This window comes from Micromonospora polyrhachis, assembly GCF_014203835.1.
GTDB classification, from domain to species: Bacteria; Actinomycetota; Actinomycetes; order Mycobacteriales; family Micromonosporaceae; genus Micromonospora_H; species Micromonospora_H polyrhachis.
Map to the genome: position 1 here is coordinate 650,435 of NZ_JACHJW010000001.1, position 13,426 is coordinate 663,860.

The following is a 13,426-nucleotide window of genomic DNA, read 5'->3' on the forward strand; positions in this document are numbered from 1 at the left end:
CGAGGAATCGGGTGTTTCCCTATCCGTCGTCCTCGGGCAGGTTCGCCATCGCCGCCCCCAGCTCCGCACGGCTGGAAATGCCCAGCTTGCGATAGATCCGGGCCAGGTTGGCCTCGACGGTCTTCGGGCTGACGAACAGCGTGTCGGCGATGACCCGGTTGGTACGCCCCTGTGCCGCGAGCCGGGCGACCCGGGCCTCGGTGGCGGTCAGCTCCAGCGGCGCCGAGGGTCGCCCACCGAGCCGGGCCAGTTCGGACCGGGCCCGGTTCTCAAACGCCGCCGCACCGAGAGCGGCGAACTCGGCGATGGCGTCGTCGAGCACCTGGCGGGCCTGCCTCCTGCGCCGGGCCCGCCGGTGGGCCATCCCGGCCACCAACAGGCAACGGGCCCGATCCAGGGGCAGCACGTCCGCTGGCACCCCGGCCCGCGCCGTCGCCAGGTCGTCGAGCGCCTCGGTCGGGTCGGCCCCGGTCGCGCTGGCCAGCAGCACCCGGCTGCGGGCAAGACCGAGCATGGTCCATGGCCTGGGCAGCCGGGCATGACGTTCGGCGAGTCGGTCCAGTACCGCTCCGGCCGTGTCCAGGGCACCGGCAGCAATACACGCCTCCACCCAGTCCGGCTCGAACCGCTGTGTCAGTGCCTCCACCAGACCGAGCGTGTCCATCGTGGCCGCCAGGTCGCCGTAGATCCGGGCGGCGTCAGCCGTCCGCCCCGCCGACAGCGCGACGAACCCGGCCAACTGCTGGTGGATCCGTCGACACCAGGCGTCACCGAGCCGGTCCGCGCGGCGCAGCCCCGCTTCGGCGACCGACGCCGCTTCGACCAGTCGCCCCCGATGGGCGTCGAGAAGCCCCGCCAGCCACATCTCGCCGATCAGGCCGGTGCCCAACTGCTCGCCGAGTTCGTGTGCCGCGCTGATGTGTCTCCCGGCGGCATCCCACCGACCCGCCAGCAACTCGGTCTCGCCGAGGTGTAGCAGCAGCTCATGCTGAGATGGCTCGTCGCCCCGTACGGTCGCACCGGCCAGCATCCGATGCAGCCGGTCGCGGGCCCGGGTGTGCTCGTCGATCCCCTTCCACCAGATCGCCGGCACCGTGCCAGCCAGCCAGGAGGGCTCCTCCCCCTCCAGTTCCAGCGCCCGATCCAGCAGCGAGGTACGGGCCGGTCGACCGGCGCGTACCTCGTTGAACAGCAGCAACAGCAGCGCGTCGGCGAGCAGCGCACGATGGTCGTCCCGATCCGAGAGCAGTGCCACGGCCACCTCGGCGTGCCGTCGGGCCGGTTCCGGGACGTCCCAGAAGAGACTCAGGTGGGCATGGATCCGGCCGGCCAACGCCGTGCCTTCCCGGGCTGATGCCAACCCGCGTCGAGCCGCCGAAACCGCTGTCCGCGCGTCGTCCGTGCACCACGCCACCGCCGCGCGTAGCAGCAGCGCCTCGGCCCTCAGATCACCGGTCGTGTCACTGGCCACCGCCTCGGCCGCGGTTCCGGCCGCGAGGTAGTCGCCGCTGTCGAACCGGCACCGAACCGCCGCCAACCTTCGCCATCCCCGGTCCCCGGCCGCTTCCGTCGGGGTCAGTTCGGCCGCTCGTTCGTACAACTCGGCGGCGAGTTCCGGGGCACCGCGGGTCCGTTGCCGGCCAGCCGCCTCCGCCAACTCCCGAGCGACACCCGCCTCCGGCTCCATCGTGCACCGGGCCAGGTGTCGGGCGCGCTCGTCCGGGTCGGTGACGACATCGGCCAGCCCACGGTGCAGTCGACGGCGTATTCCGGGCGGGATCCCGGCCCGGACCGCCGCCGGGTAGACGGGATGGGTGAACTCCACCACCGTGGGCGTCACCACCAGCAGGCCAGCCTCCTCGGCCGAGTCGAACGCGGCGAGGTCCACTCCGGCCGCACCCAGGTCCCGAACGCTCGGTACGGCCAGCAACGCCGCCAGCCGGACGGCGTCCCGGCTCGCCGTGGGCAGCGCCGCCAAGGCGTCGGCGAGCAACTGCTGCATCGACGACGCGACCGGCAGGTCCTCCCCCGGCGACGGCAGTTTCGGCAGTCGGAGCATGGCCCGTCCCAACTCGATCGCCAGCAGCGGATTGCCGCCGGAGTGCTGGGCGATCCGGGCCAACAGTGGTCGGCTCAACGTCGTACCGAGTCGGGCTCGCAGCACATGGTGCAACGCGCCGACGCCCAGCGGCGACAGGTTGATCCGGGCCAGTCGACCGCCGGCCGGCGCCTGGTCGAGGCCGAGTGGCACCGCCGGTGGTTCGCCTCCGGTCGTACGACAGATCACCAGCGTCGCGATCTGCGGCACCACCCGGCGCAACGCGAACCGGAGCGCACGTTCGCTCGCCGGATCCAGCCAGGGCGCGTCGTCCACCGCGACCAGGACCCGGGGGTACGTCGTGTCGGCCACCGCCGCGTCCAGCAGTGCGCGGACGGCCGCCCCGATCGCCCGGTCATCGACCACCTCGGCGGCGTCCGAGTCGAGCAACGCCACCTCGGCCGCCAGCCGCTGTGGCCGGGGCAGTTCGCTGATCCGGCCGGTCAGTGGCCGCAGCAGGTCGGCGAGCGCCACGAACGGCAGCGCGGTCTCGGACTCGGTGGGCGCGCAGGCGAGCACAAGCCAACCCGCCCGGACGGCGTCGGCCACCAACGCCCGCCACACCGCTGTCTTGCCGATCCCTGGTGGACCGTCGACGAGCACCGGTACGGGCTCGGAGAGTGCCTGCCACACCTGGGCGACCACGGAATCACGGCCGGCAATCGCGCCGTCCACGTGGGTAATCGTGGCATGACGCTGGGGTAGCGTCGAGTCGGGCATTCGGGCAGGCAACCGGCCCCGACCGGGCCGTCGAGCACCAGCCGGCGGGGGCGGATCGGCGTGGCTGGCCGTCGCGTTCGGCCCCGGGGTCACCGTGTCGCCGGGCCGGACCCGGCCGACCGGGCCGCGCCGTTCGGGCTCACCCCGTCGACATCGCTCGCGCCCCCGACACCGTTCGGGCTCACCCCGTCGACGTCCCTCGCGCCGCTCGACTGATGACGGCGGCCCATACTGGTCCAGATGCGAGCGGTGGCTGCTGCCCGCCGATAGCTGATGTACCAGAGGTGGGCCAGCATCACGAGGGACAGCACGACGACCCCGCTGGTCGCCGCGAGCCAGGTCGCCGCCCCCACGTGTCGTGCCGCGATGCCGGCCCCCAACCCGACCAGGGCGCTGTCGACCAGGCTGACCGTGCCGGCCAGACCGATCACGTCCCGGGTCCACCGCCCACCGGGCGGCCGACCCTGGTAGACACCGGGATCGTCGAGGGTCGGCAGGATCAGGTACGGCCCGACCGACGGTGCCCGCCGGACCAGATAGGTACGGACCGAATCGACCGCCACGCCGTAGAGGTTGGCCCGGTTGGTGAACTCCACCTGCCGTACGAAGACGGTCAGTCCCAGGAGCAACACGAGTGCGCCGAGGCCGATCACCGCGCTGGTGTTGGCCGTGCCCGAACCGCCACCGGTGAGGAGGCCGCCGGAGACGGCGGTCGCCGCCGAGGCCACCACCAGGAAGAAGTTGAACCGGGCGGTCGCCTGTTCGGTGTTGGCCCGAAGCGCGTCGCGTAGGTGCTCGTACTCGGCCAGCGCCACGGTCAGTGCGACATCCGACTCTGCCGCCACGGTCAGTGCGACATCCGGCTCAGCCGCCACGGCCCCTCCCCGCTCTCGCCAGTCGCCGCGAGCGTAGTGACCTCGTGCCACCGTGCCGTCGCCTGTCGGGAACGACGGGCGAGGGCGGTCTCTCGCCGCTGCCCCGCCTCGTCTGCCTGCCACTCGGGAAAGCATCCACCCGGGCGGAACGGGGCAAGAATCATAAACCCGACAAAAGCGTCAAATATTGTTATTCCACCCATGGTCGATCGCGATAGCCGCCGTAGGGGCCCCGACGGCGCGCACCATCCACCACCGGCTCGGCTCCGGATGGTTCCGGAGCGAGATCGCAACGCATTTCAATGCTCCGCGCGGGCCACCTGGGAATCCGGCACGTACGGGCACCGTTGAACAGACAGGTGTCGACCAGGACCAGCGGCAACGTCACCGAGCAGACCGCCGGGTCCAGCAAGCGGTTTCGGCAGCATGATCGGAACACGCCGATGAATTGCGAGGTCGATGACGTGGTGTCCGACCCGCCGACTACGCTCGCCGAAGCGTCCCGTCGGTCGTTTCATGACAGATCCGCCGGAGTCGCACCGTACCGGCCAAGACGTGGGAGTACGACCAGGTGACTGCACAGCCCGAGACCCTGTACGGGGCCGACGACCTCACCCATCTGGAGGGTCTCGACGCCGTCCGGAAACGACCCGGCATGTACATCGGGTCCACCGACAGTCGGGGCATCAACCACCTCGTCAACGAGATCCTGGACAACGCCACCGACGAGGGGGTGGCCGGGCACGCCTCCCGGGTCGAGGTCACCCTGCACGCCGACGGTTCGGTGCAGGTGGACGACGACGGACGGGGTATCCCCACCGACGTCAACGCCAAGTCCGGGCTTTCAGGGGTCGAGCTGGTCCTGACCCGGCTGCACGCCGGCGGCAAGTTCGGCGGCTCCGGCTACAAGACCTCCGGTGGCCTGCACGGCGTGGGTGCCTCCGCCGTCAACGCCCTCTCCCGGCGGTTCGACGTCACCGTCCGGCGAGACGGAAAGATCTACCAGATGTCCTTCCGGCACGGCGTGCCGGGCGTGTTCGACGGACCTGAGCCGGACGCCGCCTTCACGCCCGAGTCCGGACTCCGGGTCGTCGGGAAGACCGGGCGGGGTCAGGCGACCGGCACCTCGATCCGCTACTGGTACGACGCCCGCTACTTCGAGACCGGTGCCGCGCTGGACGTCGAGTCGGTCCGCGCGAAGCTACGCAACACCGCGTTCCTGGTCCCCGGGGTCAGCTACCGGCTCACCGACGGCAGCTCGGGCGAGCCGGCCGAGCCGGAGGTATTCCACTTCCCCAACGGGCTGACCGACATGGTGGACTTCCTGGCCCCGTCCGGGGAGAAGTCCGTCAGTGGCACCCTGCTGGTCACCGGTGAGGGCACCTACAAGGAGAACGCCGCCGACGCCAACGGCGTCATGCAGGCCAACGTGGTCCGCCGCGCCGAGGTGGAGATCGCCTTCCGGTGGGGCACCGGCTACGAGCGCACCGTCGAGTGCTTCACCAACACCGTCCGCAACGCACACGGCGGCACCCATCGGCGCGGGTTCGAGCGGGCCGCCGTACGGGCCCTGACCGAGGCGATCAAGAACACCCGTGGGCTGCTCAAGCCCAAGGACGAGCCGCCGACGCTGGAGGACGTCCTGGAGGGGATGAGCGTGGTGATCCACGTACGGATCCCGGAGCCGCAGTTCACCTCGCAGACCAAGGACGAGCTTTCCACCGCCGGCATCACCAAGGTCGTGCAGAACCTGGTCGAGCAGCACCTCAAGGCGTGGCTGGACGACCGGCGCACCAAAGCCGAGGCCCGTACCGTCCTTCAGAAGATCGTTGACGCCGCCAAGGTGCGGCTGACCCAGAAGCAGCAGAAGGACGCCGCCCGGCGCAAGACCGCCCTGGAGGGCGCGTCGATGCCGGCGAAACTGGTGGACTGCCGCGCCACGGGCATCGATCGCAGCGAATTATTTATCGTCGAGGGCGACAGCGCCCTGGGCTCGGCCCGCATGGCGCGGGTCTCGGAATACCAGGCGTTGCTGCCGATCCGGGGCAAGATCCTCAACGTGCAGAAGGCCAGCATCCAGCAGGTCCTGGACAACGCCGAGTGCGCGGCGATCGTGCAGGTGATCGGTGCGGGGTCGGGGCGTACCTTCGACCTGTCGGCGATGCGGTACGGCCGCATCCTGATCATGGCGGACGCCGACGTGGACGGGGCGCACATCCGTACCCTGCTGATCACCCTGTTCGCCAAGTACCTGCGTCCGGTGATCGAGTCGGGCCGGCTGTACGCGGCCATGCCCCCGCTCCACAAGATCACGACCAGGGGACGCAACGCGCAGACCATCTACACCTACACCCAGGCCGAGATGGTCAGCACGGTCGCCCGCCTGGAGCGCTCCGGCAAGCAGATCGTGACGCCGATCCCCCGGTTCAAGGGCCTCGGTGAGATGAACGCCGACGAGTTGTGGGAGACCACGATGAACCCGGCCACCCGGGCCGTGCGGCGGATCACCATGGCCGACGTCGAGGCGGCGGAGCAGGTCCTCGAACTACTCATGGGCGAGAAGGTCGAACCCCGCAAGAACTGGCTGATCGAGTCGGCCGGCCGGGTCGACCAGGAAGCCCTCGACGCCTGATGAGCATTCCTCCCGCATCTCCCGCTCCCGTCGCAGAAAGCGTTGATTGATGGCACGTCGTAAAGGCACGCAGCCCCGGGGCGACCTGTCCGCCTTCGACAAGGCAGGTGCCCAGGTCTTCGACAATCCGCTGACCACCGAGGTCGAGGACTCCTACCTGGAGTACGCCTTCTCGGTCATCCATTCACGGGCCCTGCCTGACGCCCGGGACGGGCTCAAGCCAGTGCACCGCCGCATCCTCTACTCGATGAACGAGCAGGGCCACCGGCCCGACCGGGGCTACGTGAAGTCGGCCCGGGTCGTCGGTGACGTCATGGGTAAGTACCACCCGCACGGAGACACGGCGATCTACGACGCCATGGTCCGCCTCGCCCAGGACTTCTCCCTGAACGTGCCACTCATCGACGGGCACGGAAATTTTGGCTCACCGGACGACGGTCCGGCCGCGGCACGTTACTGCGTAACTGGAGATACCCGCGTACGCCTCGCGGATGGAACGAGCCCACGCATTGCCGATCTAGTTAACTTGCCTCCCAACACAGAGGCCGAGGCGGAGTTCGACGTCTTGGACAAGGACGGCAAACCCGTCCGAGTTACGAAGGTATTCAACTCAGGCATACATCCCACGCTCCGCATATCCAGCAAGTCGGGCTTCTCTCTTCGCGGTAGCGAAAATCACCTAGTTCTCTGCCTCGAAGCGCCGGCCGGCGTTCCACTCTTTCAATGGCGTCGGCTGGATGAGATTCGCCCAGGCACGGTCGTCTGCATTGCCCGAAACGCCTGGTCCCAAATAATCCCTACCGCCCAGGAGTACATGCTCGGAATTCTAGGTGGGGCATGGGCGTCGGAGGGATGGGCCAACGAGACGCGAGCGGGTTTCAACAACACGGATGAGCACTTCTTTAGCGAGGTGCTGCATGCGTACGACCATGTTGTCAACGGCCAGCGATACGTCGCAAATCGCACCACACGACGCGACCGCAAGCAGATCCAGGAACTCGATATACAGGAATTTAACCGGGGGATGGATGCGTTTCGGTCCAGCCCTCTATCCGAATTCATTGGAGTGAAGGCTCGCGATAAAGTCGTCCCGGAATTTGTCTGGCAAGGCGGCTGGGGCGTTAAACGCGCCTTCCTGATGGCAGCCTTCGAGGGCGATGGCGGCGTGCGAGAAGCACGGGATAGCTTCACCGTGCAATACACCTCCTACAGTAAGCAACTCACGCAGGGCATTCAAGAACTGTTGGCCGAGTTCGGTGTCATAGCCTGCCATCGCAGCTACACCCGACCAAGCGGCTCCGTCGAGCATCGACTAATCATCTCCGGCCTCCGAAACGTCAAGGCCTACGCCACGAGGGTGGGTTTCCTCCGAACCAAGCAAGCGCATCTGATGAAATTGCTGCGCCACTCACCATTGCGTCCACATCGCCTAAGCCAAGACCATGTGCCATTCGTTGCCGACTACGTTCGCGAAACGCTGGATTTCGACCGACGAGGCAGCGGACGAAAGTGGCTCACACAGCACAACTTCGATCGGACGGAAAGGTGGGAAACCGAACGACTGCGCATCATCGACAGAATCAAGGATCCTGAGATCATCGCCTCGATTTTGCCGATCATGGACTCCGGCTACCGGTTCGAAGATGTCACCGAGGTCAAGCCTTGCGAGCCGGCAGAAGTCTACTCCGTGAAAGTAGACTCTGAAGATCACTCGTTCCTCGCTGGCGCATTCGTGAATCACAACACCGAGGCGCGGATGTCGAAGGAGGCGATGCTGCTCGTCGGCGAGCTGGGCGAGGGCACCGTCGACTTCCGCCCCAACTACGACGGGTCGCTGACCGAACCCGCCGTACTGCCCGCCGCCTTCCCGAACCTGCTGGTCAACGGCACCTCCGGGATCGCGGTCGGGATGGCCACCAACATGATTCCGCACAACCTCGGCGAGGTGGTCGCGGCGGCCCGGTGGCTGATCAACCATCCGGACGCGACCCTGGACAAGCTCATGGAGTTCGTCCCCGGTCCGGATCTGCCCACCGGCGGGATGCTGCTCGGCCTCGACGAGGTACGCAAGGCGTACGAGACCGGCCGGGGCGTGGTACGAATGCGGGCCCGGGTCGAGACCGGACCGCTCGAAGGCGGCCGGGGTCGGCAGGCCATCACCGTCACCGAACTGCCCTACGGGATCGGTGCGGAGAAGGTGATCGAGGCGATCACCGACGAGGTACGCGGCAAGCTGATCACCTCCGGCCCGCGCAAGGGTCAGCGCCAGCCGGCCCGGTTGCAGGGCATCGCCGACGTCAAGGACCTCACCGACCGGGAGAACGGCACCCGGTTGGTCATCGAGTGCAAGGTCGGGGTCAACCCGCAGGCACTGCTCGCCGACCTCTACCGGCTCAGCCCGTTGGAGCAGTCGTTCGGGGTCAACAACCTGGTATTGGTGGACGGGCAGCCACGGACCCTCGGCCTCAAGGCGCTGCTGGAGGTCTTCCTCCGGCACCGCTACGAGGTGGTGACCCGCCGTACGGAGTTCCGCCGCAGCAAGCGCCAGGAGCGCCTGCACCTGGTGGACGGTCTGCTGATCGCCCTGCTCGACATCGACCGGGTGGTCCGGCTGATCCGGGAGAGCGAGAACGTGCAGGCCGCCAAGGACGGCCTGATGAACCGGTTCAAGCTCTCCGACATCCAGGCCACCTACATCCTGGACACTCCGCTGCGTCGGTTGACCAAGTTCGACCGGCTGGAGTTGGAGACCGAGCAGGAGCGGCTACGCAACGAGATCGCCGAGCTGACGACGATCCTGGACGACGAGCGCGTCCTGCGGAAGGTCGTCTCCACCGAGCTGGCGGCGGTCGGCAAGCAGTTCGCGGCGGAACGCCGTACCACGCTGATCGACGGTGACCTGAAGGAGGTGCTGGCCGCCTCCGCGCCGGCCGGGCCGCTGGAGGTCGCCGACGACCCGTGTCAGGTGATCCTCTCGGCGACCGGGCTGGTCGCCCGGACCGCGGCCGAGTCCGAGGAGTCGACCGAGGGGCGGCGACGCAACGGCCGGGTCAAACACGACACCGTACGGGCAATCGTGCACGCCACCGCCCGGGGCCAGGTGCTGCTGGTGACCAACCTGGGCCGGGCGTTCAAGACCGACGTGCTGCCGCTGCCGGTCCTGCCCGAGCAGGCCGGGACCGTATCGTTGCGGGGCGGAATGTCCACGGCCGAACTGCTGCCGCTGCAACCGGGCGAGCACGTCGTCGGTGTGGCCCCGCTGGGCGGTACGGATACGCCCTCGCCCGGCCTGGCCCTGGGCACCCGGGGTGGCACGGTGAAGGTCTGTGCGCCGGAGTGGCCGGTACGCGCCGACGAGTTCGAGGTGATCGGCCTGAAGGAGGGTGACGAGGTGGTCGGGGCGACCTGGCTCACCGACGGCACCGAAACCCTCGCCTTCGTCAGCTCCGACGCCTCGCTGCTGCGGTTCGCCACCTCGATAGTCCGGCCGCAGGGTCTCAAGGGCGGCGGGATGGCGGGGATCAACCTCGGCTCCGACGCGGAGGTGGTGTTCTTCGGCGCGATCCGCACCGACGATCCGCAGCACGGTGAGCCGATGTTGGTGACCTCCAGCGGGCGCAGCGTCAAGGTGACACCCTTCTCCGCCTATCCGGCCAAGGGCCGGGCGACCGGCGGCGTACGGGCGCAGCGGTTCCTCAAGGGTGAGGACCGGCTCGAGGTGGCCTGGATCGGGCCACGTCCGGTGGCGGCGACGCGCACGGGCGAGCCGATCGACCTGCCGGAGGAGGACCCACGCCGGGACGGTTCCGGCGTCGCGACAGTCGTGCCGGACATCGTCGGTCACCTGGTCGAACGGGACTGACCCGGCCGGTCGGTTCGAGGTCACCGCTGGGCTTCGGAGACGACTGAAGGGTGTCGAGAGTGGTTCGTGACGAACCATTCTCGACACCCTTCCCATGCTTTTGGCGGTCGTCCGCCGACGGTCGCCTTTACCTGGTCAGACGCGGGTGATGCGTACGGCGTCCGCGACGACGTAGCCGGTGCCGCTGGTCCAGCGGCTGACCCCCACCTTGTCGCCGTCTCCGGCGGCCAGGGTGAACACACCGAGCGACACCCATTGGCCACCGTTGACCCGCTGGTTGACGCGTACGGTCTGGTTGCCGCTGGTGGTGGCGACGACGTACGGGGTCGAGTCGTTGTAGCCCGGATCGGCGGGATACCAGACCGAGACCTCGTAGGAGCCCGTCGCAGGGAGGTCCGCCCTGTACCAGGCGGCGTCGCTGGCGGAGACCGGCGTGGCGAAGCGATAGTCGGGGCCCATCCGCTGACTTGAGTAGGCCGAGGTGCCCCAGTTCGCGCTCGCGGTGAACCGACCGCTGGTGGTGTTGTCGACGGTGACGGTGAAATCCTGCGGCGGGGTGGTCGTGGTCGAGACGTCGAGGTAGTCGCGGTCGATGTAGATCCGCACCCCGCCCCAGGTCTCGTAGCTGTCCCCGGTGTACTGGTGGATGCGTTGCCGGTTGGCGTAGTACTCGCTCGGGCAGTAGCTGCCCGCGTTGGTGTCGGCCACTCCGTTCCACCAGCCGAAGAAAAGGTGGTCGACGCGGGTGTACCGAGTGTCGTTGTAGGCGTTGCACAGGTCCTGCACGCCGGAGGATCCGCTGGAGTACATGCCGGAGAGGTAGCCGAGGGCGTGCAGCCGCTCGGTCCAGCCGGAGAGGTACGACAGCACGGCCGCTCTACACGACTCGGTCGAGGGGTAGTGCTCGATGTCGTTGTAGATCACGCTTCCGGCGATGATGCCCAGCGCCTTCGCGGAGTTCACCGCGGCGGTCGCCCGGGTCGCACCCTGGGAGCGGGCGGTGGCTGGGTCGTACGACATCTTCGGGGTACGGGTGCCGCACGGTGCCTGGTTGTCCAGCTCGATGGGGATCAGGTGCCAACCGTTGTTGATCTGGTTGGTCACCCAGGTCGAGGTGAGGTTGGCCTGGGTGCAGGATCGACTGGCACCACTGATGTAGATGCCGACCGCCCGGTACGGCGAGCTGTTGCGCCAGGTGTTCATCGTCGACTGCGTGGGCGCGGTGCAGGTGTCGAAGCCCTTACCGGTGTAGGTGCCCGGTTGCGGGCTGGCCGCCGCCGCTGCGGCTGATGCGACGGGCTTCGCGGCCGTACGGAGGGTGTCCAGGGAGACCGGCGTGGCTGCCCGGCCGAGGCTGGCGGTCGCCAGGATCCGGCGCACCGTCTTCTCCGTACTCGGGGTGTGTTCGGCGGTGACGAGCACCCCGGCGTCGGGTACCGCGACCCGGATGGTTCCGTCGCGGGAGAGCGGCGCCTCGGCGGTGGCTCCGGTGGCTACCGTGGTGTCCGCCGTCAGCCGATCGGCGGTGATCCCGTCGAGCGGCTCGATGACCAGTCCCGCCGTCCGTCCGACGAGGTTCGTCGGGCACCAGGGCTCGTCACCGGGGTGTCCCAGATAGACCGTGGGCCGATCGAACCGGACACACGCGTGCGGATCGTCGGCCAGGTCGACGACCCGCCAATCGGCGGGTACCGCCAGGCGGTACCCGTGGTAGTTGACGGTCTGCTGGTCGGACGGCGCTGCCCAAGCCGGGGTCGCCACTCCCGCCACGCCGACGATGGCCACCGCCAGGCTGGCCATGAGCCTTCTTGTTCTCACTCGCTACCTCACTTGGGAAAAAGTTTGCTACGGGAATGCCACCCTGCAAGTTTTTTACCACTGATGAGCAGCCGATAGCCAGAGAGAGTTTTCGATACAGACAACCCGCTCACCAGGCGTCATACGATGATCACTGTCGCGACATCTGTCCCGGAGACGGTCGGACAACTACGATCCTCGTCTATGAACAGCAGAACGGCCGCCTGGTTCGGCCCCCGACGACTGGCGACAGCCCTCATCGTCGCCCTCGGGCTGACCCTGCTGATGGTGGCGGTGGCGGCATCGGCAACGACCACCCTGACCGTGGCCCAGGCGATCAGCACCCAGAACGGCAGCTCGGCAACGGTGACCGGCTATGTGGTCGGGCAGCCGACAGCCACGAACACCGTCGTCAGATCCGGGTTCACCGCGGACACGGCCATCGCGATCGCCGACCTCACGGCCGAAACCAGCACCTCCCGGATGTTGTACGTCCAGGTCACGGCCGCATACCGCAGCAGCTTCGGACTGCTGTCCAATCCGGGCCTGATGGGCAAGTCGGTCACCGTGACTGGCACCCTCACGGCGTACTTCTCCCACGCCGGCCTGAAGAGCCCGACCGCGATGACCCTGGCCTCCCCCACCCCGACGCCCAGCACGTCGGCGCCGACACCCACCCCCGGTCCGACGTCGACCACTCCCCCGGACGGTGGGTACGACTCGACCTACTACCGCAACGCGATCGGCAAGACCGGACCGGCGCTGCGCGGCGCGCTGCACGACATCGTCAAGGTGCAGACAAAGCTGTCCTACGCCCAGGTCTGGGAGGCGTTGAAGAGCACAGACGAAGATCCGAACAACGCGAACAACGTCATCCTGCTCTACACCGGACGCTCGCAGAGCAAGACGAGCAACGGCGGCAACGTCAACGACTGGAACCGGGAACACGTCTGGGCCAAGTCGCACGGCGACTTCGGCACCGCGACCGGACCCGGCACCGACGTCCACCACCTGCGGCCCACCGACGTCTCAGTCAACTCCGAGCGCGGCAACAAGGACTTCGACAACGGCGGCTCGCCGGTCTCCGAAGCCCCGGGTAACTACACCGACAGCGACTCGTGGGAACCACGCGACGCGGTCAAGGGCGACGTGGCCCGCATGATCATGTATATGACGATTCGGTACGAGGGCAACGACGGTTGGCCGAACCTGGAGATGAACCAGCTCGTCAACAACGGCAGCGCGCCATACCACGGGCGGCAGTCGGTGCTGTTGCAGTGGCACCAGTTGGACCCGCCGGACGCCTTCGAGAAGCGCCGCAACCAGGTCATCTACGACCAGTGGCAGCACAACCGCAACCCGTTCGTCGACCATCCCGAATGGGCGAGCGCCATCTGGGGCAGCTGAGGCGTACCGGTTCTCGGCGGGCTGGCGCCGCCCTC

General features: G+C 68.1%; 5 protein-coding genes and 1 pseudogene. 3 read left to right on the top strand and 3 right to left on the bottom strand.

Translation table 11 applies throughout. From position 1 onward, the window contains the following. Positions 1-19: 19 nt before the first annotated feature. Positions 20-2,773, bottom strand: a complete 2,754-nt coding sequence (locus FHR38_RS02635; RefSeq protein WP_184532454.1) for a helix-turn-helix transcriptional regulator — start codon at positions 2,771-2,773, stop codon at positions 20-22. A 134-nt stretch (positions 2,774-2,907) separates the two neighbouring features. Further along, the gene (locus tag FHR38_RS02640; RefSeq protein WP_184532456.1) at positions 2,908-3,693 is read right to left on the bottom strand and encodes a hypothetical protein; all 786 of its coding nucleotides are present in this window, start codon (positions 3,691-3,693) and stop codon (positions 2,908-2,910) included. Positions 3,694-4,264: 571 nt separating this feature from the next. On the opposite strand from FHR38_RS02640, the gene FHR38_RS02645 reads away from it, so the two are divergent. Both FHR38_RS02645 and FHR38_RS02650 read left to right on the top strand, forming a co-directional pair. Next, complete coding sequence (locus FHR38_RS02645; protein WP_376771377.1) at positions 4,265-6,325, top strand: DNA gyrase/topoisomerase IV subunit B; 2,061 nt, start codon at positions 4,265-4,267, stop codon at positions 6,323-6,325. 130 nt (positions 6,326-6,455) lie between these two features. Continuing rightward, positions 6,456-10,187 (top strand): annotated as a pseudogene (locus FHR38_RS02650) (DNA gyrase subunit A); the annotation flags it as partial. Between the two features lie 135 nt (positions 10,188-10,322). Here the strand turns inward: FHR38_RS02650 and FHR38_RS02655 are convergent. After that, positions 10,323-11,987 carry a golvesin C-terminal-like domain-containing protein gene (locus FHR38_RS02655; protein WP_184532460.1) on the bottom strand — a complete coding sequence of 555 codons (1,665 nt, stop codon included), beginning with the start codon at positions 11,985-11,987 and terminating at the stop codon, positions 10,323-10,325. Between the two features lie 201 nt (positions 11,988-12,188). Here FHR38_RS02655 and FHR38_RS02660 point away from each other — a divergent pair, with 201 nt between their 5' ends. Further along, a complete protein-coding gene (locus tag FHR38_RS02660; protein ID WP_184532462.1) occupies positions 12,189-13,391 on the top strand; it encodes an endonuclease in 1,203 nt (400 codons plus the stop codon). Positions 13,392-13,426: the final 35 nt, after the last annotated feature.

Coding starts and splice junctions, on each gene's coding strand:
- FHR38_RS02655 (WP_184532460.1), bottom strand. CDS start 11,987: ATGGCCAGCCTGGCGGTGGCCATCGTCGGCGTGGCGGGAGTGGCGACC.
- FHR38_RS02660 (WP_184532462.1), top strand. CDS start 12,189: ATGAACAGCAGAACGGCCGCCTGGTTCGGCCCCCGACGACTGGCGACA.